Source organism: Pseudomonas oryzae, from assembly GCF_900104805.1.
In the GTDB taxonomy this organism is placed as follows: Bacteria; Pseudomonadota; Gammaproteobacteria; order Pseudomonadales; family Pseudomonadaceae; genus Geopseudomonas; species Geopseudomonas oryzae.
The window spans coordinates 3,470,393-3,493,298 of record NZ_LT629751.1 but is presented as its reverse complement, the minus strand read 5'-3'; the positions used below and the strand labels follow the sequence as shown (position 1 = coordinate 3,493,298).

27 protein-coding genes and 1 riboswitch are annotated in these 22,906 nt (G+C 67.7%); of the genes, 18 read left to right on the top strand and 9 right to left on the bottom strand.

Features of this window, described 5'->3' with window-relative positions:
* From rplO to rplQ, 8 genes are all read left to right on the top strand, one after another.
* Window positions 1-435: a 50S ribosomal protein L15 gene (gene rplO, locus BLT78_RS15725; protein ID WP_090352355.1), complete on the top strand. Its 435-nt coding sequence runs from the start codon at window positions 1-3 to the stop codon at window positions 433-435.
* Window positions 436-1,764, top strand: a complete 1,329-nt coding sequence (gene secY / locus BLT78_RS15720; protein WP_090350168.1) for a preprotein translocase subunit SecY — start codon at window positions 436-438, stop codon at window positions 1,762-1,764.
* Window positions 1,765-1,791: 27 nt separating this feature from the next.
* Window positions 1,792-1,908, top strand: a complete 117-nt coding sequence (gene rpmJ / locus BLT78_RS15715) for a 50S ribosomal protein L36 (RefSeq protein WP_090350166.1) — start codon at window positions 1,792-1,794, stop codon at window positions 1,906-1,908.
* 128 nt (window positions 1,909-2,036) lie between these two features.
* On the top strand, window positions 2,037-2,393 hold the full coding sequence (gene rpsM / locus BLT78_RS15710) for a 30S ribosomal protein S13 (protein WP_090350163.1): 357 nt from the start codon (window positions 2,037-2,039) through the stop codon (window positions 2,391-2,393).
* A gap of 30 nt (window positions 2,394-2,423) precedes the next feature.
* A complete protein-coding gene (gene rpsK, locus BLT78_RS15705) occupies window positions 2,424-2,813 on the top strand; it encodes a 30S ribosomal protein S11 (protein WP_003093689.1) in 390 nt (129 codons plus the stop codon).
* A 16-nt stretch (window positions 2,814-2,829) separates the two neighbouring features.
* Window positions 2,830-3,450, top strand: coding sequence for a 30S ribosomal protein S4 (gene rpsD, locus BLT78_RS15700; protein ID WP_090350161.1), 621 nt, complete (start codon window positions 2,830-2,832; stop codon window positions 3,448-3,450).
* A gap of 22 nt (window positions 3,451-3,472) precedes the next feature.
* Window positions 3,473-4,474: a DNA-directed RNA polymerase subunit alpha gene (locus BLT78_RS15695; protein WP_090350159.1), complete on the top strand. Its 1,002-nt coding sequence runs from the start codon at window positions 3,473-3,475 to the stop codon at window positions 4,472-4,474.
* Window positions 4,475-4,519: 45 nt separating this feature from the next.
* On the top strand, window positions 4,520-4,909 hold the full coding sequence (gene rplQ, locus BLT78_RS15690; RefSeq protein WP_090350156.1) for a 50S ribosomal protein L17: 390 nt from the start codon (window positions 4,520-4,522) through the stop codon (window positions 4,907-4,909).
* 152 nt (window positions 4,910-5,061) lie between these two features.
* On the opposite strand, the gene uvrA is transcribed toward rplQ, so the two are convergent.
* On the bottom strand, window positions 5,062-7,896 hold the full coding sequence (gene uvrA, locus BLT78_RS15685; RefSeq protein WP_090350153.1) for an excinuclease ABC subunit UvrA: 2,835 nt from the start codon (window positions 7,894-7,896) through the stop codon (window positions 5,062-5,064).
* Between the two features lie 129 nt (window positions 7,897-8,025).
* Between uvrA and BLT78_RS15680 the strand changes: the two genes are divergently transcribed.
* The 4 genes from BLT78_RS15680 to BLT78_RS15665 are packed head-to-tail and all read left to right on the top strand — an operon-like array spanning window position 8,026 to window position 11,750.
* Window positions 8,026-9,411, top strand: a complete 1,386-nt coding sequence (locus BLT78_RS15680) for an MFS transporter (protein WP_090350150.1) — start codon at window positions 8,026-8,028, stop codon at window positions 9,409-9,411.
* Between the two features lie 16 nt (window positions 9,412-9,427).
* Window positions 9,428-9,925 carry a single-stranded DNA-binding protein gene (ssb, locus tag BLT78_RS15675; protein WP_090350148.1) on the top strand — a complete coding sequence of 166 codons (498 nt, stop codon included), beginning with the start codon at window positions 9,428-9,430 and terminating at the stop codon, window positions 9,923-9,925.
* Between the two features lie 18 nt (window positions 9,926-9,943).
* Window positions 9,944-10,828: a sugar nucleotide-binding protein gene (locus tag BLT78_RS15670; RefSeq protein ID WP_090350146.1), complete on the top strand. Its 885-nt coding sequence runs from the start codon at window positions 9,944-9,946 to the stop codon at window positions 10,826-10,828.
* Window positions 10,821-11,750, top strand: coding sequence for an NAD-dependent epimerase/dehydratase family protein (locus BLT78_RS15665; protein WP_090350143.1), 930 nt, complete (start codon window positions 10,821-10,823; stop codon window positions 11,748-11,750). The genes BLT78_RS15670 and BLT78_RS15665 overlap by 8 nt, the downstream gene beginning before the upstream one ends.
* Window positions 11,751-11,857: 107 nt before the next feature.
* Here the strand turns inward: BLT78_RS15665 and BLT78_RS15660 are convergent, their stop codons facing one another.
* From BLT78_RS15660 to BLT78_RS15640, 5 genes are all read right to left on the bottom strand, one after another.
* On the bottom strand, window positions 11,858-12,523 hold the full coding sequence (locus BLT78_RS15660; protein WP_172830798.1) for an OmpW/AlkL family protein: 666 nt from the start codon (window positions 12,521-12,523) through the stop codon (window positions 11,858-11,860).
* Between the two features lie 114 nt (window positions 12,524-12,637).
* Window positions 12,638-13,156 carry a DUF3299 domain-containing protein gene (locus BLT78_RS15655; protein ID WP_090350142.1) on the bottom strand — a complete coding sequence of 173 codons (519 nt, stop codon included), beginning with the start codon at window positions 13,154-13,156 and terminating at the stop codon, window positions 12,638-12,640.
* 20 nt (window positions 13,157-13,176) lie between these two features.
* Window positions 13,177-14,439, bottom strand: coding sequence for an ABC transporter permease (locus tag BLT78_RS15650; RefSeq protein WP_090350140.1), 1,263 nt, complete (start codon window positions 14,437-14,439; stop codon window positions 13,177-13,179).
* 3 nt (window positions 14,440-14,442) lie between these two features.
* The gene (locus BLT78_RS15645) at window positions 14,443-15,144 is read right to left on the bottom strand and encodes an ATP-binding cassette domain-containing protein (RefSeq protein WP_090350137.1); all 702 of its coding nucleotides are present in this window, start codon (window positions 15,142-15,144) and stop codon (window positions 14,443-14,445) included.
* 23 nt (window positions 15,145-15,167) lie between these two features.
* Window positions 15,168-15,713, bottom strand: coding sequence for a DUF2796 domain-containing protein (locus tag BLT78_RS15640; RefSeq protein ID WP_090350134.1), 546 nt, complete (start codon window positions 15,711-15,713; stop codon window positions 15,168-15,170).
* Window positions 15,714-15,840: 127 nt separating this feature from the next.
* On the opposite strand from BLT78_RS15640, the gene BLT78_RS15635 reads away from it, so the two are divergent.
* Window positions 15,841-16,206: a hypothetical protein gene (locus tag BLT78_RS15635; protein WP_090350131.1), complete on the top strand. Its 366-nt coding sequence runs from the start codon at window positions 15,841-15,843 to the stop codon at window positions 16,204-16,206.
* Here BLT78_RS15635 and trxA read toward each other — a convergent pair.
* The 3 genes from trxA to BLT78_RS15620 form a co-directional block, all read right to left on the bottom strand.
* Window positions 16,200-17,069, bottom strand: a complete 870-nt coding sequence (gene trxA / locus BLT78_RS15630) for a thioredoxin (protein WP_090350128.1) — start codon at window positions 17,067-17,069, stop codon at window positions 16,200-16,202. The genes BLT78_RS15635 and trxA overlap by 7 nt on opposite strands.
* A gap of 97 nt (window positions 17,070-17,166) precedes the next feature.
* On the bottom strand, window positions 17,167-17,733 hold the full coding sequence (thpR, locus tag BLT78_RS15625) for an RNA 2',3'-cyclic phosphodiesterase (RefSeq protein WP_090350124.1): 567 nt from the start codon (window positions 17,731-17,733) through the stop codon (window positions 17,167-17,169).
* 61 nt (window positions 17,734-17,794) lie between these two features.
* Window positions 17,795-18,469 (bottom strand): class I SAM-dependent methyltransferase, encoded by a 675-nt coding sequence (locus BLT78_RS15620; protein ID WP_090350121.1) that lies wholly within the window; start codon window positions 18,467-18,469, stop codon window positions 17,795-17,797.
* A 113-nt stretch (window positions 18,470-18,582) separates the two neighbouring features.
* On the opposite strand from BLT78_RS15620, the gene nrdR reads away from it, so the two are divergent.
* The 5 genes from nrdR (at window position 18,583) to ribH (ending at window position 22,895) form a co-directional block, all read left to right on the top strand.
* Window positions 18,583-19,047: a transcriptional regulator NrdR gene (gene nrdR, locus BLT78_RS15615; RefSeq protein ID WP_090350118.1), complete on the top strand. Its 465-nt coding sequence runs from the start codon at window positions 18,583-18,585 to the stop codon at window positions 19,045-19,047.
* A gap of 4 nt (window positions 19,048-19,051) precedes the next feature.
* Complete coding sequence (gene ribD, locus BLT78_RS15610; protein ID WP_172830797.1) at window positions 19,052-20,176, top strand: bifunctional diaminohydroxyphosphoribosylaminopyrimidine deaminase/5-amino-6-(5-phosphoribosylamino)uracil reductase RibD; 1,125 nt, start codon at window positions 19,052-19,054, stop codon at window positions 20,174-20,176.
* A gap of 106 nt (window positions 20,177-20,282) precedes the next feature.
* A riboswitch (FMN riboswitch) is annotated at window positions 20,283-20,439 on the top strand.
* 124 nt (window positions 20,440-20,563) lie between these two features.
* Complete coding sequence (locus BLT78_RS15605; RefSeq protein ID WP_090350114.1) at window positions 20,564-21,226, top strand: riboflavin synthase; 663 nt, start codon at window positions 20,564-20,566, stop codon at window positions 21,224-21,226.
* A gap of 36 nt (window positions 21,227-21,262) precedes the next feature.
* Window positions 21,263-22,354 carry a bifunctional 3,4-dihydroxy-2-butanone-4-phosphate synthase/GTP cyclohydrolase II gene (ribBA, locus tag BLT78_RS15600; protein ID WP_090350111.1) on the top strand — a complete coding sequence of 364 codons (1,092 nt, stop codon included), beginning with the start codon at window positions 21,263-21,265 and terminating at the stop codon, window positions 22,352-22,354.
* A gap of 64 nt (window positions 22,355-22,418) precedes the next feature.
* Window positions 22,419-22,895 carry a 6,7-dimethyl-8-ribityllumazine synthase gene (gene ribH, locus BLT78_RS15595; protein ID WP_090306466.1) on the top strand — a complete coding sequence of 159 codons (477 nt, stop codon included), beginning with the start codon at window positions 22,419-22,421 and terminating at the stop codon, window positions 22,893-22,895.
* Window positions 22,896-22,906 lie beyond the last annotated feature (11 nt).

Genomic DNA, 22,906 nt, shown 5'->3' with positions numbered 1-22,906 from the left:
ATGCAACTGAACGACCTGCGTTCCGCGCCGGGTGCCCGTCGCGAAAAGCATCGTCCGGGTCGCGGTATCGGTAGCGGCCTGGGCAAGACCGGTGGTCGCGGCCACAAGGGTCAGACCTCGCGTACCGGCGGCAAGATCGCTCCGGGCTTCGAGGGCGGCCAGCAGCCGCTGCACCGTCGTCTGCCGAAGTTCGGCTTCACCTCGCTGAAGGCCATGGATCGTGCGGAAATCCGCACCTCCGAGCTGGCCAAGGTCGAGGGTGACGTCGTCACTCTGCAGTCGCTGAAGGATGCCAACCTGGTCAACCAGAACGTGCAGCGTGTGAAGGTCATGCTGTCCGGCGAAGTTGCCCGTGCGGTCACCCTGAAGGGCATTGCCGTCACCAAGGGTGCACGTGCAGCCATCGAAGCAGCTGGCGGCAAAATCGAGGACTAAATGGCTAAGCAAGGTGCTCTCTCCGCGCTCAGCAATGGCGGGCTGTCCGAGCTCTGGGCTCGTTTGCGTTTCCTGTTCATGGCGATCATCGTCTATCGGATCGGCGCGCACATCCCGGTGCCCGGCATCAATCCTGACCGGCTGGCCGAGCTGTTCCGGCAGAACGAGGGGACCATTCTTAGCCTGTTCAACATGTTTTCCGGCGGTGCGCTGGAGCGCATGAGCATCTTTGCACTGGGGATCATGCCGTACATCTCGGCGTCGATCATCATGCAGCTCATGACGGCGATCAGTCCGCAGCTGGAGCAGTTGAAGAAGGAAGGTGAGGCTGGTCGTCGCAAGATCAGCCAGTACACCCGCTACGGCACTGTTGCCCTGGCGTTGGTTCAGGCCATCGGCATGTCCGTTGGTCTGGCCAGTCAGGGTGTGGCCTTCAGCACCGATTTCGGCTTCCACTTCGTGGCGGTCACCACCTTCGTGGCTGGTGCGCTGTTCATGATGTGGCTGGGTGAGCAGATCACCGAGCGTGGTATCGGCAACGGCATCTCGATGCTGATCTTCGCCGGTATCGTCGCCGGCCTGCCGTCGGCGATCGGGCAGTCCTTCGAGTCTGCTCGCCAGGGTGATATCAACATCTTCGCCCTGATTGCCATCGGTCTGCTGGCGGTAGCCATCATCGGTTTCGTGGTGTTCATCGAGCGTGGCCAGCGTCGTATCGCGGTGCACTACGCCAAGCGCCAGCAGGGCCGCAAGGTCTTCGCTGCGCAGACCAGCCACCTGCCGCTGAAGGTGAACATGGCCGGGGTCATCCCGGCGATCTTCGCCAGCAGCATCCTGCTGTTCCCGGCGTCCTTGGGCGCCTGGTTCGGCCAGGGTGAGGGCATGAGCTGGATGCAGGACATCGCGCAGGCCATCGCTCCCGGGCAGCCGTTGAACATTCTGCTGTTTAGTGCAGGGATCATTTTCTTCTGCTTCTTCTATACGGCACTGATGTTCAATCCGAAGGATGTGGCGGAAAACCTGAAGAAGTCCGGTGCGTTCATTCCGGGTATCCGTCCCGGCGAGCAGTCTGCGCGTTACATCGACGGCGTGCTGACCCGCTTGACCATGTTCGGTGCTCTGTACATGACGGCCGTGTGCCTGCTGCCGCAGTTCCTGGTGGTGGCTGCCAACGTGCCGTTCTACCTTGGCGGGACCTCGTTGCTGATCGTCGTGGTCGTTGTTATGGACTTCATGTCCCAAGTACAATCGCACCTCGTTTCGCACCAGTACGATTCCCTGATGAAGAAAGCCAACCTGAAGAGCTACGGCGGCGGCATGCTGCGCTGATAGTCCGTAAGGTTCGAGGAGTAACTGATGAAAGTTCGTGCATCGGTCAAGAAGCTGTGCCGCAACTGCAAGATCGTGCGTCGCGAAGGCGTCGTTCGCGTGATCTGCAGCGTGGAACCGCGCCACAAGCAGCGCCAAGGCTGAGTGTGATCTGCGAGCCAGCCCGGCAGCTAGTGTGCTGCCGGGTTGATTATTTGTTATTACAGCGTTAATATCCACGCCCTTTTCTTGGCTTCCGGGGCGCGGATAGCTGTCAATTGGAGTTTTTCTGAATGGCCCGTATTGCAGGCGTCAACATTCCGGATAACAAACACACTGTTATCTCGCTGACCTACATCTATGGTGTCGGTCGCACTACCGCGCAGGCCATCTGCGCCGCTACCGGTGTCAATCCGGCAGCGAAAATCAAGGATCTGTCCGACGAGCAGATCGAGCAGCTGCGTGGCGAAGTCGCCAAGCTCACCACCGAGGGTGACCTGCGCCGCGAAATCAACATGAACATCAAGCGCCTGATGGACCTCGGTTGCTACCGTGGTCTGCGTCATCGCCGCGGTCTGCCGGTTCATGGTCAGCGTACCAAGACCAATGCCCGTACTCGCAAGGGTCCGCGCAAGCCGATCCGCAAGTAATCGCGTCCGCGAATCGACAGGAATATAGTCATGGCAAAACCTGCTGCTCGTCCTCGTAAGAAAGTCAAAAAGACCGTGGTTGATGGCATCGCCCACATCCATGCTTCCTTCAACAACACCATCGTGACCATCACCGATCGTCAGGGCAATGCGCTGTCCTGGGCGACTTCCGGTGGTTCGGGTTTCCGCGGCTCGCGTAAGAGCACTCCGTTTGCCGCTCAGGTGGCTGCCGAGCGTGCCGGCCAGGCTGCCCTGGAATACGGCCTGAAGAACCTCGACGTCAACGTCAAGGGCCCGGGTCCGGGTCGCGAGTCCGCCGTGCGTGCCCTGAACGCCTGCGGTTACAAGATTGCCAGCATCACCGACGTGACGCCGATCCCGCACAACGGGTGCCGTCCGCCGAAGAAGCGTCGCGTGTAATAGGAGACAGTGAAGAATGGCTCGTTACATTGGTCCGAAATGCAAACTGTCCCGTCGCGAAGGCACTGATCTGTTCCTGAAGAGCGGTGCTCGCGCTCTGGAATCCAAGTGCAACATCGAATCCGCTCCGGGTATCCATGGCCAGCGCCGTGGCCGTCTGTCCGAGTACGGCACCCAGCTGCGCGAGAAGCAGAAGGTCCGCCGCATCTACGGCGTTCTGGAGCGTCAGTTCAGCGGTTACTACAAGGAAGCCAGCCGTCGCAAGGGCTCCACCGGCGAGAACCTGCTGCAGCTGCTCGAGTGCCGCCTGGACAACGTCGTATACCGCATGGGCTTTGGTGCCACTCGCGCCGAATCCCGTCAGCTGGTTTCGCACAAGGCCATCACCGTCAACGGTCAGACCGTCAACATTCCGTCTTACCAGGTCAAGGCTGGCGACGTCGTCGCCATCCGCGAGAAGGCCAAGAACCAGCTGCGTATCGCCCAGGCTCTCGAGCTGTGCGCCCAGCGTGGCCGCGTTGAGTGGGTGGAAGTTGATGCCGAGAAGAAGTCCGGTGTGTTCAAGAGCGTGCCGGCTCGCAGCGACCTGTCCGCTGACATCAACGAAAACCTGATTGTCGAGCTCTACTCCAAGTAAGAGCTAGAAAATAGGTGCATCCATGCAGAGTTCGGTAAATGAGTTTCTGACCCCCCGTCACATCGACGTTCAGGTGGTCAGCCCGACCCGCGCCAAGATCACGCTCGAGCCTCTCGAGCGCGGTTTTGGTCACACACTGGGCAACGCGCTGCGTCGCATCCTGTTGTCCTCCATGCCTGGCTGCGCAGTGGTTGAGGCTGAAATCGATGGCGTACTCCACGAGTACAGCGCCATCGAGGGTGTGCAGGAAGATGTGATCGAGATCCTGCTCAACCTGAAAGGCCTGGCCATCAAGCTGCACGGTCGTGATGAAGTGACGCTGACCCTGTCCAAGAAGGGTCCGGGTGTGGTCACCGCTGCCGATATTCAGCTGGATCACGATGTCGAGATCGTGAACGGTGACCATGTGATCGCCAACCTGGCGGACAACGGTGCCCTGAACATGCGTCTGAAGGTGGCGCGCGGCCGTGGCTACGAGCCCGCCGACGCCCGCCAGAGCGATGAGGACGAGAGCCGTTCGATCGGCCGCCTCCAGCTCGACGCCTCGTTCAGCCCGGTCCGTCGCCTGGCCTACGTGGTGGAAAGCGCCCGTGTCGAGCAGCGTACCAACCTGGACAAGCTGGTACTCGACCTGGAAACCAACGGTACCCTGGACCCCGAAGAGGCCATCCGTCGTGCCGCGACCATCCTGCAGCAGCAGCTGGCCGCGTTCGTCGATCTCAAGGGTGACAGCGCTCCGGTGGTGGAAGAGCAGGAAGACGAGATCGATCCGATCCTGCTGCGCCCCGTCGACGATCTGGAACTGACCGTGCGTTCGGCCAACTGCCTGAAGGCGGAGAACATCTACTACATCGGTGACCTGATCCAGCGTACCGAAGTGGAGCTGCTCAAGACGCCGAACCTGGGCAAGAAGTCCCTGACCGAGATCAAGGACGTTCTGGCTTCCCGCGGTCTTTCCCTCGGCATGCGCCTCGACAACTGGCCGCCGGCAAGTCTGAAAAAGGATGACAAGGCGACTGCCTGATCGTCCCTGATAACCGAACTCAAGGTTTGGTAAGGAATTTCAATCATGCGTCATCGTAAAAGTGGCCGTCACCTGAGCCGCACCAGCGCCCACCGCAATGCCATGTTCCAGAACATGGCGGTGTCGCTGTTCGAACACGAGCTGATCAAGACCACCCTGCCCAAGGCGAAAGAGCTGCGTCGCGTTGCCGAGCCGCTGATCACCCTGGCCAAGGAAGACAGCGTCGCCAACCGTCGTCTGGCTTTCGACCGCACCCGCTCCAAGGCTGCAGTCGGCAAGCTGTTCAACGAGCTGGGCAAGCGCTACGCCAACCGTCCGGGCGGCTACCTGCGCATCCTCAAGTGCGGTTTCCGCGCTGGCGACAACGCTCCCATGGCGTACGTCGAGCTGGTTGATCGTCCGGTTGCCGGTGCTGTGGAAGCAGCTGCCGAGTAAGTTCGGGTGATTCACAAGAAGCCGGGCCTAGTGCCCGGTTTTTTGTTGCCCGCGTTTTCTGCTCGGGTAGAGGCGGCCGCGAGCGGCTTGAGGCTACGCCAGGGCCGGGTGTACCGCCCGGCCCTGGCGTGTATGGCTGTTCGGCGATGGATTTACGCCCTGTCGCGCTCCAGCAGCGGCCCGAGGAAGCGCCCGGTGTGCGATTGCGGCATGGCGGCGACCTGCTCCGGCGTGCCGGTGGCGATGATCTGCCCGCCGCGCGAGCCGCCCTCGGGGCCGAGGTCGACCAGCCAGTCGGCGGTCTTGATCACGTCGAGGTTGTGCTCGATGACCACTACGGTGTTGCCGTGGTCGCGCAAGCGATGCAGCACGTCGAGCAGCTGCTGGATGTCGGCGAAGTGCAGGCCGGTGGTCGGTTCGTCGAGGATGTACAGGGTCTTGCCGGTGTCGCGCTTGGACAGCTCGCGGCTCAGCTTGACCCGCTGCGCCTCGCCGCCGGACAGGGTGGTGGCGCTCTGGCCGAGCTTGATATAGGAGAGGCCGACGTCGATCAGCGTCTGCAGCTTGCGCGCCACCGCCGGCACCGCGTCGAAGAATTCGCGTGCCTCCTCGATGGTCATCTCCAGCACCTCGTGGATGTTCCTGCCCTTGTACTTCACCTCGAGCGTCTCGCGGTTGTAGCGCTTGCCCTTGCAGACATCGCAGGGCACGTAGATGTCCGGCAGGAAGTGCATCTCCACCTTGATCACCCCGTCGCCCTGGCAGGCCTCGCAGCGCCCGCCCTTGACGTTGAACGAGAAGCGCCCCGGACCGTAGCCGCGCGAGCGTGACTCCGGCACGCCGGCGAACAGCTCGCGGATCGGGGTGAACAGCCCGGTGTAGGTGGCCGGGTTGGAGCGCGGCGTGCGGCCGATCGGGCTCTGGTCGATGTCGACCACCTTGTCGAGGTGCTGCAGGCCGTCGAGGCTGGCGTAGGGCGCCGCTTCCAGCGACTCGGCGCCGTTCAGGGCGCTGGCGGCCAGCGGGAACAGGGTGTTGTTGATCAGTGTCGACTTGCCCGAGCCGGACACCCCGGTGACGCAGGTCAGCAGGCCGATGGGGATTTCCAGGTCGACGTTCTGCAGGTTGTTGCCGCGCGCGCCCTTGAGCCTGAGCAGTTTCTTGCGGTCGATCGGTGTGCGCTCGGCCGGGTAGCGGATCTTTTCGCGGCCGGAGAGGTACTTGCCGGTCAGCGACTCGGGGTGGGCCATCACTTCGTCCGGGCTGCCCTGGGCGACGATCCGCCCGCCATGCACGCCGGCACCGGGGCCGATGTCGACGACGTAGTCGGCCAGGCGGATGGCGTCCTCGTCGTGCTCGACCACGATCACCGTGTTGCCGAGGTTGCGCAGGTGGGTGAGGGTGGCCAGCAGGCGCTCGTTGTCGCGCTGGTGCAGGCCGATCGACGGTTCGTCGAGGATGTACATCACCCCGACCAGGCCGGCGCCGATCTGGCTGGCCAGGCGGATGCGCTGCGCCTCGCCGCCGGACAGGGTGTCGGCGCTGCGCTCCAGGGTCAGGTAGTCGAGGCCGACGTTGACCAGGAACTGCAGGCGCTCGCGGATCTCCTTGAGGATCTTCGCGGCGATCTCGCCGCGCCGGCCGCTCAGGCTGAGTTCGGCGAAGTAGTTGCAGGCATCGCCCACCGGCAGCGCGGTGACCGCCGGCAGGGTCCGCTCGCCGACCCACACATGACGGGCCTCGCGGCGCAGGCGGGTGCCGCGGCAGTCCGGGCAGGGCTGGGTGCTGAGCAACTTGGCCAGTTCCTCGCGCACGCTGGTCGATTCGGTCTCGCGGTAGCGGCGCTCGAGGTTGGGCACGATGCCCTCGAACGGATGGGCGCGCCTGACGATGTCGCCGCGGTCGTTGAGGTAGCGGAACTCCACCTCTTCGCGGCCGCTGCCGTGCAGCAGCAGCTTCTGCACCGCCAGCGGCAGGGCGTCGAACGGTTCCTCGAGGCTGAAGCCGTAGTGCGCGGCCAGCGAGCCGAGCATCTGGAAGTAGTAGACGTTGCGCCGGTCCCAGCCGCGGATCGCCCCTTCGGCCAGGCTCAGTTCGCCGTTGACCAGTCGGCGCGGGTCGAAGAACTGCTTGACGCCGAGGCCGTCGCAGCCCGGGCAGGCACCGGCCGGGTTGTTGAAGGAGAACAGCTTGGGCTCCAGTTCGCCGATCGAGTGGCCGCAGTGCGGGCAGGCGAAGCGCGCCGAGAAGATGATCTCCTCGCCGTCCTCGCCCTCCATGGGGGCGACCAGGGCGATGCCGTCGGCCAGCTTGAGGGCGGTCTCGAAGGATTCGGCCAGGCGCTGCTGCAGGTCGCCGCGCACCTTGAAACGGTCGACCACCACGTCGATGCTGTGCTTCTTCTGCTTGTCGAGCTTGGGCAGTTCGTCCAGCTCGTGGAGCCTGCCGTCGACCCGCGCTCGGACGAAGCCCTGGGCGCGCAGCTCCTCGAACACCGACAGGTGCTCGCCCTTGCGCTCGCGCACCACCGGTGCGAGCAGCATCAGCTTGCTGCCTTCGGCGAGGGCCAGCACCTGGTCGACCATCTGGCTGACCGTCTGCGCCTCCAGCGGTACGTCGTGCTCCGGGCAGCGCGGGGTGCCGACGCGGGCGTAGAGCAGGCGCAGGTAGTCGTAGATCTCGGTGATGGTGCCGACCGTCGAGCGCGGGTTGTGCGAGGTGGACTTCTGCTCGATGGAGATCGCCGGCGACAGCCCCTCGATGGTATCGACGTCGGGCTTCTCCATCATCGACAGGAACTGGCGGGCGTAGGCCGACAGCGACTCCACGTAGCGGCGCTGCCCCTCGGCGTACAGGGTGTCGAAGGCCAGTGACGACTTGCCCGAGCCGGACAGGCCGGTGATGACGATCAGTTTGTCGCGCGGCAGGGTGAGGTCGATGTTCTTCAGGTTGTGGGTGCGCGCCCCACGGATCAGGATCTGGTCCACTGCAGCCTCGCATGGCGGGCGGAAAAGCCCGGAGTATACGGCCGCCGTCTGCCGGGCGGCAAAGCGCCGCGCCTGTGCCGGCGCCGGCGGTGCTGCTAGAATTGCGCCCCCGTTTTTCGAGGTGATGTCATGCACGATCCGCACTCCGAGCGCATGAGTCCGACCGAGCAGCGCGCGGCTGCCGGCCTGGCCTCGGTGTTCGCCTTCCGCATGCTCGGCATGTTTATGGTGTTGCCGGTGCTGGCCACCTACGGCCAGGACCTGGCCGGCGCCACGCCGCTGCTGATCGGCCTGGCCATCGGCGCCTACGGTCTGACCCAGGCGGTGCTGCAGATTCCCTTCGGCATCGTTTCCGACCGCATCGGCCGCCTGCCGGTGATCTACGTCGGCCTGCTGATCTTCGCCGCCGGCGCCGCGCTGGCGGCCAGCGCCGACTCGATCTGGGGGGTGATCGCCGGGCGCGTGCTGCAGGGCGCCGGCGCCATCTCCGCGGCGGTGATGGCGCTGCTCTCCGATCTGACCCGCGAGCAGCACCGCACCAAGGCCATGGCCATGATCGGCATGAGCATCGGCCTGTCGTTCGCCGCCGCCATGGTGATCGGCCCGCTGCTGACCCGCGCCTTCGGTCTGGCCGGGCTGTTCTGGGTGACCGCCGGCATGGCCCTGTTCGGCATGCTGATCATCGCCGTGCTGGTGCCCCGGCCACAGCAGGCCCTGCAGCATCGTGAGTCCGGCGTGGCGCGCCAGGCGCTGTGGCCGACCCTGCGCCATCCCGACCTGCTGCGCCTGGACTTCGGCATCGCCGCGCTGCACGCGATCCTGATGGCCAGCTTCGTCGCCCTGCCGCTGGCGCTGGTCGAGCAGGGCGGGCTGCCCAAGGAAGAGCACTGGTGGGTCTACCTGGTCGGCTTGCTGGTCGGTTTCTTCGCCATGATCCCGTTCATCATCTACGGCGAGAAGCGCCGGCGGATGAAGCGTGTGCTGGTCGGCGCGATCAGCGTGCTGCTGTTCTGCGAGCTGTTCTTCTGGCAGTTCGGCGCCAGTCTCACCGCTCTTGTGATCGGCAATCTGGTGTTCTTCACCGCCTTCAACCTGCTGGAAGCCTCGCTGCCCTCGCTGATCAGCAAGATGGCGCCGGCCGGCGGCAAGGGTACGGCGATGGGCGTGTACTCCACCAGCCAGTTCCTCGGCGCCGCGCTCGGCGGTCTGCTCGGCGGCTGGCTGTTCCAGCAGGGTGGCGTCGAGGCGGTGTTCCTCGGCTGTGCGCTGCTGGCTGCCCTGTGGCTGGGGTTTGCTGCTACTATGCGCGAACCGCCGTATGTGACCAGTCTGCGCCTGTCGCTGTCTGCCGAAGCCCTGCGCGAGGCGGGACTGGTCGAGCGTCTGAAGGCAGTGCCCGGCGTGGCCGATGCTGTCGTGGTGGCCGAGGAGGCCGCCCTGTATGTCAAGCTGGATGCCCAACAAGTGGATCGCACGTCCATCGAGCGCCTGGTCAACCCGGCGCCGGCGTGCTGAAGCCTAGGAGAAAGTCATGGCCCGTGGGGTTAACAAAGTCATTCTGGTGGGTAACGTCGGTGGCGACCCGGAAACCCGTTACCTGCCCAACGGCAATGCGGTGACCAACATCACCCTGGCCACCAGCGATAGCTGGAAGGACAAGCAGACCGGCCAGCTGCAGGAGCGCACCGAGTGGCACCGCGTGGTGTTCTTCGGCAAGGTCGCCGAGATCGCCGGCGAGTACCTGCGCAAGGGCTCGCAGGTCTACGTCGAAGGCCGCCTGCAGACCCGCAAGTGGCAGGACCAGTCCGGCCAGGATCGCTACACCACCGAGATCGTGGTGGACATGAACGGCACCATGCAGCTGCTCGGTGGCCGCGGCGGCAATGCCGAGGGTGGCGACTACGCCCAGCGTCCGGCGCGCCCGCAGCGCGAGCCGCAGCAGCAGGCTCAGTCGCGCCCGGCGCCGCAGCAGCCGGCAGCCCAGCCGGCGCCGGACTACGACAGCTTCGACGACGACATCCCGTTCTGACCGAGGCAGTCCATCACCATGCGCATGCGCCTGATGCTGCTGGGCGGCGGTAATGCCCTTGGACAGGCGCTGTTGCGCCAGGGAGCGGAAGAGAACATCGAGTTCCTCGCTCCAGTGCCGCCCCCCCAGGGCTGGGACCCCGCCAGCCTGACCAGCCTGTTGGACGAGCAGCGCCCGGATGCGCTGGTCAACCTGGCTTATTACCATGACTGGTTCCAGGCCGAGCAGGTCGAGGCCGAGCGTCTGTTCGTCCAGGAACGCGCCATCGACCGTCTCGCCGAGCTGTGCCTGCACCATGAGGTGATCCTGCTGCAGCCGTCCAGCTACAAGGTGTTCGACGGCATGCGTACCACCGCCTACAGCGAGCGGGACGACGTCAGCCCGCTCAGCCTGCGCGGGCAGGCGCTGTGGCGTTTCGAGCAGAACGTGCGGGCAATCTGCCCGCGCCATATCCTGCTGCGTTTCGGCTGGTTGCTCGACGAGAGTCCGGACGGACGCATGGGGCGCCTGCTCAAGTGGGCCGAGAGTGGCGACCCACTGTTCCTTGCGGACGACCGGCGCGGCAATCCCACGCCGGTGGACGATGCCGCGCGGGTGATCCTCTCGGTGCTCAAGCAACTGGACTGCAATGCGCCGCTGTGGGGCACCTACCACTACGGCGGCATCGAGGCCACCACCAGTCTGGCGATGGGGCAGGCCACCCTGGCCGAGGCGCGGCGCCATCGTCCGGACATCCCCCAGGACTTCACCCCGCAGGCCCATGCCGAGCGCCCCGATGCGCCGGAAGAGCCGCAGCACGCGGTGCTCGCCTGCAAGAAGATCCTCAACACCTTCGGCATCAAGCCGCGCGCCTGGCGCGCCACCCTGCCGGGCATCGTCGACCGCTACTACCGTCATGGCTGATTCGCTGATTCTGGTCACCGGCGGCGCCGGCTTCATCGGTTCGCATCTGGTCGACGCCCTGCTGGCGCGCGGTCACTCCGTGCGCGTGCTGGACAACCTGTCCAGTGGCAAGCGCAGCAACCTGCCGCTGCACGATCAGCGCCTGCAGCTGATCGAGGGCGATGTGGCCGACCCGGTCGCCGTGCGCGCCGCCTTGGCCGGCTGCTCGGCGGTCGCCCATCTGGCCGCGGTGGCCTCGGTGCAGGCCTCGGTGGAGGACCCGGTGGCCACCCACCGGAGCAATTTCATCGGTACGTTGAATCTCTGCGAGGCGATGCGCGAGCAGGGCGTGCGCCGGGTGCTGTTCGCCTCCAGCGCGGCGGTGTACGGGCAGAACGGCGAGGGCATGGCCATCGGCGAGGACACCCCCAAGGCGCCGTTGACCCCCTATGCGGCGGACAAGCTGGCCAGCGAGTACTACCTCGACTTCTACCGCCGCCAGCATGGCCTGGAGCCGGCGATCTTCCGCTTCTTCAACATCTTCGGCCCGCGCCAGGATCCGTCCTCGCCGTACTCGGGGGTGATCAGCATCTTCACCGAGCGCGCCCAGGCCGGCCTGCCGATCAGCGTGTTCGGCGACGGCGAGCAGACCCGCGACTTCGTCTATGTGGCCGACCTGGTCGCGCTGCTGGTGCAGGCGCTGGTAGCGCCGCAGGTGGCGGTGGGAGCGGTGAACGTCGGCCTCGGTCGCGCCACCAGCCTCAACCAGTTGCTGGCGCTCATCGGCGAGCTGCTCGGCGGCCTGCCGTCGGTGAGCCATGCAGCGCCGCGCGCCGGCGATATCCGGCATTCGCGAGCGGACAACCGGCGTCTGCTGGAGCGTTATGCCTTTCCCGAGCCGACGTCGATGCGCGAGGGGCTGGCGCGGCTGCTGGGGCGCTGACGGCTGATCGCCAAGTCCTCCTTCCACGAGGCTTTGCCACGTACCCAAACGACAAAAGGCACCTTTCGGTGCCTTTTGCGTTCCTACCGCCGGGGTTTGCGGGTCGATCAGAACTTGTAGCCGAGGCCGACCATGTAGACCATCGGGTCGACGTCGACGTCGACTTTGGTTTTGCCAACGCCCAGTGCAGTCGGGCCATCGACGGAGGCTTCGGTATCGATGTCGATCCAGCGCACCTGGGCGTTCAGCATGACCTTGTCGCTCAGCATGAAGTCGGCGCCGATCTGGGCGGCCAGGCCGAAGGAATCATCCAGATCCAGGTTGCTGAAGCCGAGGCCTTCCATTTCGCTGGTCAGGTCTTCCTGGAAGAAGGTGGTGTAGTTGATGCCGAGACCGACGTAGGGCTGGAACACCGACTGGCTGGCCATGGGGTAGTAGACCACGCTCAGGGTCGGCGGCAGGTGCTTGATGTCACCCAGGTCGCCCAGGCCCTTGACGCTGACGGTGTGCTCGAACGGGGTGGCAGCCAGCAGCTCGATGCCGATGTTGTTGGTCAGCATGTAGGCGAAGTTCAGACCCAGCTGGGTATCGCTGTCCAGGGACGCCTTCAGGCTGGTGGGCGCGCCGTCCAGCGTGATGTTGGAGCTGTCCTCGTGCGGGTCGACGGTCACGGCGCCGGCACGCACGATGATGTCGCCGGCTTCGAAGGCCTGGGCGAAGGGAGCGGCTACGGCGAGGGCCAGCAGGGATGCGGTGAGAGTCTTGCGAATCATGGGAGAACTCCATCCAGATGTTCTGTATCAACTGGTGGCTATGCTAGCGGTCGGCCATTGGTGGTTGCCTTGATCCAGCTCAACGATGCCCTACAGGAATAGCGGTCTGTCACTTCATTCTTGTGGCAGTTCATATGGCTGGATGCGCTCGCCCTGCATCCGATAGCCGGCCTCGGCCAGCTCGCTGCTGCTGTGCTCGACGTGCAGCTGCCCTTCGACCCAGAACGGCTGCCAGAGATCGTCGAGTGCCAGCGGCTGCGTGGTGCGCACATGCACGATCTGATTGGATGGCGGCGGTGGGACATGGATGCAGGCGCCGAACCAGGGCACCAGCAGGAACTCGCGTACCTGCCCCGCGCTGTCGACATCCAGCGGTACCACATAACCGGGCAGCCTGACCTGCCGCCCATCCAGCGCCTCGACCACCGGGGCGGCGGGCGCTTGCTGGGCGGCGGCTGGGCCGCTTTCCGCCGCCAGCGCGTCGGCCAGCTGCGAGAGATCGTGGAAGGCCTGTGGCGGAGGGGGCGGTGGAGTGCCTGCGGGGATCAGCTCCTCCCAGCTCAGGGTGCGCAGCTGCTCGGCGAGCAGTGGGGGGGCCAGCAGGGCCAGAGACAGCAGCAGCGCGCGCAGCATGGCGGGTCTCCAGATGAGGTTCACAGGCGGATGCTCAGGCCGTCGACCAGCGACTGGCGGTAGGCGCGCCAGGCCGGCAGCAGACCGAGCAGCAGGGCGACGCCCAGGCTGGCGGCGAGCAGCAGCCACTCACGCGGGCTGGGGGCGGCGAGCGGCAGGAACAGGCCATGGCGTGCCTGCAGGAAGTCTTGGCCGAGGGCAATGGCCAGGTACAGCAGGGCCAGGCCGAGCAGCAGGCCGACCAGGGTCAGGACCAGGGCCTCGGCCAGCAGCAGGGCGGCGATCTGCCAGGGGCGGGCGCCCAGCGAGCGCAGGATGGCCATCTCGCGGCGCCGCTCGTTGAGACTGGCCAGCAGCGCGGTGAGCATGCCGACCAGACCGACCAGCACCACGCAGGCCGACACCGCCAGCAGCGCCTGCTCGGCGGTGCCCATTAGGCTCCACAGCTCCTGCAGGGCAACCCCGGGCAGGATGGCCAGCAGCGGCTCGCCGCGATGCTCGTTGATCGCCCGCTGCACGGCGAAGGTGGCGATGCGGCTGTCCAGACCGAGCAGCACGGCGGTGATCGCCTGGGGTGTGAGGTCGAGCTGGCGCGCCTGCTCGGCGTCGATGCGCGCCGCGCCGCGCGCCGGCATGCCGCCCCGCCAGTCGACGTGCAGCGCCTGCATGCCGGCCAGGGAGATGTGCAGGGTGCGGTCGACGGGGGTGCCGGTGCGCGCCAGGATGCCGGCCACGCGGAACGGCTTGTCGTCGTGGCGGGTCAGGCTGACCGCGCTGACGCCGTGGGCCAGCACGATCTGGTCGCCGAGTCGGTAGCCGAGCGCGCGCGCCACCTCGGCGCCGAGCACCACCTCGAACAGGTCGGCGAACGGCCGGCCCGCGGCCAGCTGCAGGGCGCGGCCCTGGCCGTAGCGGTAGTGGTCGAAGTAGTCGGGCGTGGTGCCGAGCACCCGGTAGCCGCGGTGCGAGTCGCCCAGCGACAGCGGGATGGCCCACTTGACCCGTGGCAGCGCGGCGATCTCCCGGTAGCTGTCCCAGCGGATGTTGTTGGTGGCGTTGCCGATGCGGAACACCGAGTACAGCAGCAGGTTCACCGCTCCGGAGCGGGCGCCGACGATCAGGTCGGTGCCGCTGATGGTGCTGGCGAAGCTGCTGCGCGTCTCCGTACGCACCCGCTCGACGGCGAGCAGCAGGCCCACCGACAGGGCGATCACCAGCACGGTGAGCAGGGCGGTGGTGCGGCGGTTGGCCAGACTGGCCAGGGCCAGGCGCAGCAGATGCATGGGTCAGCCCTCCCGGTACGCGCGGTTGAGCTGGCCGAGCGCCTGCTCGCGGTCGAACAGCGGCGCAAGGCTGCGGTCATGGCTGACGAACAGCAGGCTGGCGCCGGCGGCTTGGCATTCGGCGAACAGCAGCGCGAGGAAGGCCGCGCGGGCGTCGGCGTCCAGCGCCGAGGTCGGCTCGTCGGCGATCACCAGCTCCGGCTGGCCGATCAGCGCGCGGGCGGCGGCGACGCGCTGCTGCTGGCCGATCGACAGCTGATCGGCGCGCCGGCCGTGCAGGTTTGCGTCCAGCCCCAGGTGCTCGAGCAGGCCGGTGGCGGCGGCGGCGACGCTGCCATGGCGCCGCCGCGCCCGCTCGGCGCGCAGAGAGGAGAAACGGCAGGGCAGCTCGACGTTGTCGCGCACCGGCAGGAAGGGCAGCAGGTTGAACTGCTGGAAGATGTAACCGCTGTGGTCGACGCGGAAGCGGTCGCGCGCGCTGGCGGAGAGCTGCGCCAGGTCGCGGCCGAGCAGGCGCACGCGACCGCGCTGCGGCAGCTGCACGCCGCCGAGCAGGCCGAGCAGGGTGGTCTTGCCGCTGCCGCTCGGGCCGTGCAGGAACAGGCGCTCGCCGGCCTCCAGGCGGAAGACCGGAATGTCCAGCAGCTCGGCCTGGCCGGGCCAGGCGAAGCCGAGGTCGACGAGTTCGATCAGGGCCGAGGTCATGGCTGGCGAACGGTCACGGGCGCTCACAGCTCCAGGCGGCTGGCGCCGTTGCGCAGCTCGCCACCCTGCTGGCCGCGCGGGCCGATCAGCTGCACCTGCAGGCGGGTGGTGGCCGGAAACTCGCGGAATAGCGGGGCCGCATCGAGGGCGTCGAGCGCTGCGGGCGCGTGGCAGGCGAAGCGGTAGCGGGCGCCGATGTCGCTGTGGTCGGCAAGCCCATGCGTGTGGTCGTTGGCGAACAGCGGGCCGTCCAGCTGCTGCCCGGTCAGTCGGCAGCCGGCAGCGGCGGGCAGGGCGAACAGCACCTGCGGCTGGCTCAGCCGCTCGCGCAGGCGGGCGACCTGCTGACGTTCTGCGGCACTGCGCGGCGCGTGCTCGAACCCCAGCAGGTTGGCCGCCGGGCTGCGCAGCTCGAGTTCGAGGGTTCCGTCCTCCAGCGCCACGTCCAGTTCGCCGACGCCATGCTCATGGCGATCCAGGCTGGCCTGTGCATGGGGATGCGCATGCTCATGTTCGCCGGCACCGGCCAGGGGCGACAGGAGGAGAGGCAGGGCAAGCAGCAGGCGCATGGCAGGGCTCCGTTGGGTCGACAGGGTTGGTTACGTTATAACAAGTTTTCCGCCTGGCGGGCCAGCGCCGCTTGGCGCGTTCCGCGCTGCATGGGAGCATGCGCGCATCGGCATGAGGAGGCAGACGATGCGAATTCACGGGCGGATCGGCGACTGGTCGGTGGATCTGACGGTCGAGCTGGATGACGCGGAGTGGGCACAGTTGCGCGGGCTGCCGTCTGCTGCGGCGGACGAGGCGTCCCCGGCCGCAGCGCCGGCGCTCGCACCGTCCGCCACCGCCAGCGACCGGCTGTGGGGGCTGGCGCAGGAGCTGCTGCGCCGCGCCGGGGCGCTGGACGGCCCGCGGCTGTTCGCCGAGCTGAGCGCCCTGGCCGGTGGCGAGGCTGCGGGCAAGCGCCTGTTGGTGCGCCTGCGCCATTGCCCACAGGTCGAGGTGCAGGCCGATGGCGATGCGCCGGTCTACCGCTGGACCGGCGCGGTCGGCGATCAGTAGAGCGCCTGGTACAGCTTGCGGCGGTAGCTGATCACCAGCGGGTGTTCCTTGCCGAGCAGGTCGAACACCTGCACCAGGGTCTTGCGCGGCAGGTCGTCGCCATAGGCGCGGTTGCGCATGAACAGGCGCAGCAGGCCGTCCAGCGCCACCTCGTACTGCTGGCGGGCAAGCTGGTGGATGGCCAACTGGTAGGCCGCCTCGTCGTCGCCGGCGTCCTGGGCCAGACGGCTCTTCAGGTCGGCGGCCTCGGGCAGGGTGGCGACCTGGCGCAGGAAGGTCAGCTGGGCGCGGGCGCCGGCCAGCTCCTGCTTGTGTTCGTCGCCCGGCACTGCATCCAGCACCGCCTGCGCCTCGTCCAGCGCGCCGCGCTCGGCCAGGCAACGCGCATAGAGGATCAGCGCCGCGGCGTTCTGGTTGTCCTCGGTGAGCAGTTGCTGCAGCAGCTGCTCGGCGGTGGCGATCTGCCCGGCGGCGTACTGGGCGCGGGCGCTGTCCAGCAGGTCGGCCTGTGGCGCGGCCGGTTCCGCCACGTGCGGCTGGAGCAGGGCGCGGATCGCCGACTCCGGCTGTGCGCCGGCGAAGCCGTCGATCGGCTGGCCATCCTTGAACAGCACCACGGTGGGCAGGCTGCGGATGCCGAAGCGCATGACGATGTCCTGCTCGACGTCGCAGTTGACCTTGGCCAGCAGCAGCTCGCCCTGATAGTCCTCGGTGATCTTTGCCAGCAGTGGCATCAGCGCCTTGCACGGCGAGCACCATTCGGCCCAGAAGTCGACCAGCACCGGCTTGTGGAAGGAGTTTTCGATCACCAGCTGCTCGAAGCTGGCGGTGGTGACGTCGAAGATGTACGGGGTTGCGCTCATCGTGACTCTCGAAGAGGGGCCTGGCGGGCAGGCGCGGAAAAAGTGCGTGCATGGTAAGTGGGGGCGCGCGCGACGGGAAGCAAGGGGCGCACCGGCGTCAGCGCGGTGGACAGGGCTCCGTGCGGAAGCGCGGCAGCGGTGGCAGGCCCGGCACCAGCGGCCAGCCGCCCAGCTCGCGGTAGCGCACGCCACGCGCGCTGGGCTCCGAGGCATAGAGGACGAAGCGCTCGGCCGCCCAGGCGAAGTCCGGGTGCGCCTCGCGCGGCCGTGCGCCGGCGTGGCGTACCAGGGTCAGGTGGGCGCGCAGCGGTCGGCGGTCGAGGGCGATGCCAATGGCCTGCAGACGCTGCTGCAGCGCGCCGGCCAGCGCCGCCAGTTCGTCGGGCAGGTGGCTCGGCTCCAGCCACAGCAGGCCCTGACGGCCACCGCCGAGGCGGTCGAGACGCAGTTCGAAGGGCGCCACCTCGATGGCTGCGGCGAGCAGCTGCAATTCTTCCAGGCGCGCGCTGGGCTGCTGGCCGAGGAAGGCCAGGGTCAGGTGCAGGTTCTCCGCCGCCACCGGCTTGCCGCCGAGGTCCAGGCCGTCGCGCCAGGTGCAGATGGCTTCGGCGGTGTCGCGCGGACAGGGCAGGGCGAAGAACAGGCGCAGGGTATCGATCGGCATGGCGGTGCTCCCGGAGGCGGTCTCCTGAGTATCGCCCCGCGTGGTGCGATGCGCCTGCCGTTCAGTCGCGTTGCGCGTGGTACAGGCTGACCGTACGGAACTCGTGGGGCTCGGCGAGATCCGGCAGGGTGCAGGCGTCGAGCAGCGCCAGGCGCCGGTACAGCGGATGCCGGAAGTCGCGTACCCGCGAATCGGCGACCAGCGCCTCGCGGCCGCGCGACAGGAAGGCGTCCAGCAGCGGCAGGTTGGCGCGGTCATAGAGCACGTCTGCGACCAGGATCAGGTCGAAGCGATCGGTCTCGGCGAAGAAGTCCGTCGAGTAGCCCAGCTCCACGCCATTCAGTTCGGCGTTGGCGCGGCAGGCGGCCAGTGCCAGCGGGTCGAGGTCGCAGGCGACCACCTCGGCGGCGCCGGCCCGCGCCGCGGCGATGCCGGCCACCCCGCTGCCGGCGCCGAAGTCCAGCACGCGCCGACCACGCACCCACTGTGGCTGCTCGGCCAGCCAGCGTGCCAGCGCCAGGCCGCTGGCCCAGCAGAAGCACCAGTACGGCGGCTCCTCGAGGATGCGCCGGGTCTCCTCGGCGTCGAAGGCGCGGTCCATGTTGCCCGGGTCGAGCAGCCACAGGCGCAGATCGCTGCCCGGCAGGCCCGTGTCCGGCAGCGTGCTGGCGATGAGCCGCGCCTCGCCGAGCAGGGTGCGCAGCGGGTCGAGCAGTTCGGCGGGCGGGACGGGCATGCGTGGCTCCGGCGGTGGGTCCGGGCGCCCTTATAACCCGCCGGCGGCGGCTTGTCTTGGGGGCGCCATCGGTTACCATGGCCGCCACATCCATCCCCCCTGGCCGAGCCATCATGCACTGTCCCTTCTGCGGCGCCAACGACACCAAGGTCATCGACTCGCGACTGGTCGCCGAGGGCCAGCAGGTGCGCCGGCGTCGCGAGTGCCTGGCCTGTCAGGAGCGCTTCACCACCTTCGAGACCGCCGAGCTGGTGATGCCGCGGCTGATCAAGTCCGATGGCACCCGCCAGCCGTTCGACGAGGACAAGCTGCGTGCCGGCATGCAGCGCGCGCTGGAAAAGCGCCCGGTGAGCGTCGAGCGCCTCGAGGAGGCGATCGCCCACATCAAGCACAAGCTGCGCGCCACCGGCGAGCGCGAGGTCAAGTCGCGGGTGGTCGGCGAGCTGGTGATGGACGAGCTGCGCCGTCTCGACGAGGTGGCCTACATCCGTTTCGCCTCCGTCTATCGCCGCTTCCAGGACCTCGACCAGTTCCGCGAGGAGATCGAGCGTCTGTCCCGCGAACCCAGCAAGGGTTGATTCCATGCAAGATCCAGCGCAGGCCGGCGACCAGGCCTACATGGCGCGCGCGCTCCAGTTGGCGCGCCGCGGCCTGTTCTCCACCCATCCCAACCCGCGCGTCGGCTGCGTGATAGTCGCCGCCGGCGGCGAGATCGTCGGCGAGGGCTGGCATCAGCGCGCCGGCGAGCCGCATGCCGAGGTGCACGCCCTGCGCCAGGCCGGCGAACGGGCGCGCGGCGCCACCGCCTACGTCACCCTCGAACCGTGCAGCCACCACGGGCGCACTCCACCGTGCGCCGAGGCGCTGCTCAAGGCCGGTGTCGGTCGCGTGGTGGCGGCCATGCAGGACCCCAATCCGCTGGTGGCCGGTCGCGGCCTCGGCCTGCTGCGCGCCGCCGGCATCGAGGTGAGCAGCGGTGTGCTCGAGCAGGAGGCTCGCGAACTGAACGTCGGTTTCATCAGGCGCATGGAGCTGGGCCTGCCCTACGTGCGGGTGAAGCTGGCGATGAGCCTCGACGGGCGCACCGCCATGGCCAGCGGCGAAAGCCAGTGGATCACCGGCGCACCGGCGCGCGCCGCCGTGCAGCGCCTGCGCGCGCGCTCCAGCGTGGTGCTCAGCGGCGCCGACACCGTGCTGTGCGACAACGCGCGGCTGACCGTGCGTGCCGACGAGCTGGAGGTGGACGCCGAGCAGGCCGCCTTGGCCGCCGCCCGCCCGCCGCTGCGCGTGCTGGTCGACGGCCAGCTGCGCGTGCCGCTGTCGGCAGCCTTCTTCCAGGCCGGCCCGGCCTGGGTGGCCTGCTGCGACGAGGATGGCCGCGGCGAGGAATACCGCGCCGCCGGCCACGAGCTGCTGCGCCTGCCGCGCGGCGACGGTCACGTCGATCTGCGCCACCTGCTCGCCGAACTGGCCGCCGCCGGCGCCAACGAGGTGCTGGTCGAGGCCGGTCCGCGCCTGGCCGGCGCCTTCGCCCGTGAGGGGCTGGTCGACGAGTACCGTATCTTCATGGCGCCGCAGCTGCTCGGCTCCGCCGCCCGCCCGCTGCTCGACTGGCCGCTGGAGCGCATGAGCGAGGCGCCGCAGCTGACCATCCGCGACATTCGCGCGGTCGGTCGCGACTGGCAGATCATCGCGGTGCCGGCCTGAGCGTCAGCTGCGACAGAGGTTGGCGCGGGCGGCGCCATCCCCCATCCAGACGTGCTCCGCGGTGGCGAAAATGTGGTACAAAGCCTGACGCGGCCGCTCTCGGCCGCGACGTTCTCAGGGCGGGGTGCAATTCCCCACCGGCGGTGATGGCGCACCTCGCGCCCAGCCCGCGAGCGCTTGCCCACCCCCGAAGGGCGGCAAGGTCAGCAGATCCGGTGCGACTCCGGAGCCGACGGTGACAGTCCGGATGAGAGAGAGCGGGATTCCTGCCCCGGGGCGGCCTGGCCGCGCCCGCGCGATCCCCTTCGATCCAGCGCCCTGTTTTGTCCAAAACAGGAGTTCGACCATGCAATTGCACAACATTCCGTGCGCGGTGAAGGAGGCCTGATGTTCACCGGTATCATCGAAGCCATCGGCAGCATCCGCGCCATGACCCCCAAGGGCGGCGATGTGCGTGTCTACGTCGCCACCGGCAAGCTCGACCTCGGCGACGTCAAGCTCGGCGACAGCATCGCGGTCAACGGCACCTGCCTGACCGCCGTGGAGCTGCCCGGCGACGGCTTCTGGGCCGACGTCAGCCGCGAGACCATCACCCGCACCGCCTTCGTCGACCTCAAGGTCGGCAGCCGGGTCAACCTGGAGAAGGCGCTGACCCCGACCACCCGCCTCGGCGGCCACCTGGTCAGCGGTCACGTCGACGGTGTCGGCGAGATCGTCTCGCGCGCCGATAACGCCCGCGCCATCCAGTTCCGCGTGCGCGCGCCGCGCGAGCTGGCCAAGTACATCGCCCTCAAGGGTTCGATCACCGTCGACGGCGTGAGCCTCACGGTCAATGCGGTGGATGGCGCCGAGTTCGAGCTGACCATCGTGCCGCACACCCTGCAGGAAACCATCATGGCCGACTACCAGGCCGGGCGCCGGGTCAACCTCGAGGTCGACCTGCTGGCGCGCTACCTGGAGCGCCTGCTGCTCGGCGACCAGGCCGCCGAGCCGGCCGCCGCCGGCATCACCGAGGCGTTCCTCGCCGAACACGGCTTCCTCAAGGGCTGAGCCGCCTTTCCACCACGAATTCACAAGGGGGTGCCCATGGCACTCGACAATATCGCCGATCTGGTCGAAGACATCCGCCAGGGCAAGATGGTCATCCTCATGGATGACGAGGATCGCGAGAACGAGGGCGATCTGATCATGGCCGCCGAATGCGTGCGCGCCGAGGACATCAACTTCATGGCCAAGCACGCGCGCGGCCTGATCTGCATGCCGATGGACCGCGAGCGCTGCGAGCGCCTCGGCCTGCCGCTGATGGTGCAGCGCAACGGCTCCGGCTTCGGCACCAAGTTCACCGTGTCCATCGAGGCCGCCGAGGGCGTCACCACCGGCATCTCCGCCGCCGACCGCGCGCGCACCGTGCAGGTCGCCGCGGCGCGCGACGCCGTGGCCGCCGACATCGTCAGCCCCGGCCACATCTTCCCGCTGATGGCCCAGCCCGGCGGCGTGCTGGCGCGCGCCGGCCACACCGAGGCGGCCTGCGACCTGGCGCGCATGGCCGGCTTCCAGCCGAGCGGGGTGATCTGCGAGATCATGAACGACGACGGCACCATGGCGCGCCGTCCCGAGCTGGAGAAGTTCGCCGCCGAGCACGGCATCCGCATCGGCACCATCGCCGACCTGATTCACTACCGCCTGGTCCACGAGCGCACCGTCGAGCGCGTCTCCGAGCGCGCGCTGGACAGCGAGCTGGGCCAGTTCAAGCTGTACACCTACCGCGACCAGGTCGAGGGCCAGGTGCACCTGGCGTTGCTCAAGGGCGAGATCAAGCCCGACGAGGCGATCCTGGTGCGCGTGCACAACATGGACCCGCTGCGCGACCTGCTCGGTATCCAGCGTCCGGGGCGCTGGAGCCTGCGCGCCGCCATGCAGAAGGTCGAGGAGCAGGGCAGCGGCGTGGTCCTGCTGCTCAACCACGCGATCAGCGGCAACGAGCTGCTGGCGCTGGTCGAGGAGCAGCTCGGCGGTGCCAAGCCGGCCGAGCCGACTACCTACAGCACCGTCGGCGCCGGCTCGCAGATCCTCCGCGACCTGGGCGTGCGCAAGATGCGCCTGCTCAGCTCGCCGGTGAAGTTCAACGCGATATCCGGCTTCGACCTGGAAGTTGTAGAATACGTGACCTGTGAATAACTCTTCCTGTGCATAACTCTGCGGGGCGCATCGGCGCCCCGGCTCTTTATCTGGAATCCGTCCCATGACCCTGAAGACCATCGAAGGTACCTTCATCGCCCCCAAAGGCCGTTACGCCCTGGTGGTCGGCCGTTTCAACAGCTTCGTCGTCGAGAGCCTGGTGCAGGGCGCCATCGACGCGCTGGTGCGTCACGGCGTCAGCGAGAGCGAGCTGACCATCATCCGCGCGCCGGGCGCCTTCGAGATCCCGCTGGTGGCGCAGAAGGTCGCCCAGCGCGGTGAGTTCGACGCCATCATCGCCCTCGGCGCGGTGATCCGCGGCGGCACCCCGCACTTCGAGTACGTGGCCGGCGAGTGCACCAAGGGCCTGGCCCAGGTGTCCCTGCAGTTCGGCGTGCCGGTCGCCTTCGGCGTGCTGACCGTCGACTCCATCGAGCAGGCCATCGAGCGCTCCGGCACCAAGGCCGGCAACAAGGGCGCCGAAGCCGCGCTGTCCGCCCTGGAAATGGTCAGCCTGCTGGCGCAGCTGGAGGCCAAGTGAGCGAGCACGAC

Bases quoted from the DNA above. Each gene is read 5' to 3' on its own strand.
- rplO (WP_090352355.1), top strand. From the start codon at position 1: ATGCAACTGAACGACCTGCGTTCCGCGCCGGGTGCCCGTCGCGAAAAG.
- secY (WP_090350168.1), top strand. From the start codon at position 436: ATGGCTAAGCAAGGTGCTCTCTCCGCGCTCAGCAATGGCGGGCTGTCC.
- rpmJ (WP_090350166.1), top strand. From the start codon at position 1,792: ATGAAAGTTCGTGCATCGGTCAAGAAGCTGTGCCGCAACTGCAAGATC.
- rpsM (WP_090350163.1), top strand. From the start codon at position 2,037: ATGGCCCGTATTGCAGGCGTCAACATTCCGGATAACAAACACACTGTT.
- rpsK (WP_003093689.1), top strand. From the start codon at position 2,424: ATGGCAAAACCTGCTGCTCGTCCTCGTAAGAAAGTCAAAAAGACCGTG.
- rpsD (WP_090350161.1), top strand. From the start codon at position 2,830: ATGGCTCGTTACATTGGTCCGAAATGCAAACTGTCCCGTCGCGAAGGC.
- BLT78_RS15695 (WP_090350159.1), top strand. From the start codon at position 3,473: ATGCAGAGTTCGGTAAATGAGTTTCTGACCCCCCGTCACATCGACGTT.
- rplQ (WP_090350156.1), top strand. From the start codon at position 4,520: ATGCGTCATCGTAAAAGTGGCCGTCACCTGAGCCGCACCAGCGCCCAC.
- BLT78_RS15680 (WP_090350150.1), top strand. From the start codon at position 8,026: ATGCACGATCCGCACTCCGAGCGCATGAGTCCGACCGAGCAGCGCGCG.
- ssb (WP_090350148.1), top strand. From the start codon at position 9,428: ATGGCCCGTGGGGTTAACAAAGTCATTCTGGTGGGTAACGTCGGTGGC.
- BLT78_RS15670 (WP_090350146.1), top strand. From the start codon at position 9,944: ATGCGCATGCGCCTGATGCTGCTGGGCGGCGGTAATGCCCTTGGACAG.
- BLT78_RS15665 (WP_090350143.1), top strand. From the start codon at position 10,821: ATGGCTGATTCGCTGATTCTGGTCACCGGCGGCGCCGGCTTCATCGGT.
- BLT78_RS15660 (WP_172830798.1), bottom strand. From the start codon at position 12,523: ATGATTCGCAAGACTCTCACCGCATCCCTGCTGGCCCTCGCCGTAGCC.
- BLT78_RS15655 (WP_090350142.1), bottom strand. From the start codon at position 13,156: ATGCTGCGCGCGCTGCTGCTGTCTCTGGCCCTGCTGGCCCCCCCACTG.
- BLT78_RS15650 (WP_090350140.1), bottom strand. From the start codon at position 14,439: ATGCATCTGCTGCGCCTGGCCCTGGCCAGTCTGGCCAACCGCCGCACC.
- BLT78_RS15645 (WP_090350137.1), bottom strand. From the start codon at position 15,144: ATGACCTCGGCCCTGATCGAACTCGTCGACCTCGGCTTCGCCTGGCCC.
- BLT78_RS15640 (WP_090350134.1), bottom strand. From the start codon at position 15,713: ATGCGCCTGCTGCTTGCCCTGCCTCTCCTCCTGTCGCCCCTGGCCGGT.
- BLT78_RS15635 (WP_090350131.1), top strand. From the start codon at position 15,841: ATGCGAATTCACGGGCGGATCGGCGACTGGTCGGTGGATCTGACGGTC.
- trxA (WP_090350128.1), bottom strand. From the start codon at position 17,069: ATGAGCGCAACCCCGTACATCTTCGACGTCACCACCGCCAGCTTCGAG.
- thpR (WP_090350124.1), bottom strand. From the start codon at position 17,733: ATGCCGATCGATACCCTGCGCCTGTTCTTCGCCCTGCCCTGTCCGCGC.
- BLT78_RS15620 (WP_090350121.1), bottom strand. From the start codon at position 18,469: ATGCCCGTCCCGCCCGCCGAACTGCTCGACCCGCTGCGCACCCTGCTC.
- nrdR (WP_090350118.1), top strand. From the start codon at position 18,583: ATGCACTGTCCCTTCTGCGGCGCCAACGACACCAAGGTCATCGACTCG.
- ribD (WP_172830797.1), top strand. From the start codon at position 19,052: ATGCAAGATCCAGCGCAGGCCGGCGACCAGGCCTACATGGCGCGCGCG.
- BLT78_RS15605 (WP_090350114.1), top strand. From the start codon at position 20,564: ATGTTCACCGGTATCATCGAAGCCATCGGCAGCATCCGCGCCATGACC.
- ribBA (WP_090350111.1), top strand. From the start codon at position 21,263: ATGGCACTCGACAATATCGCCGATCTGGTCGAAGACATCCGCCAGGGC.
- ribH (WP_090306466.1), top strand. From the start codon at position 22,419: ATGACCCTGAAGACCATCGAAGGTACCTTCATCGCCCCCAAAGGCCGT.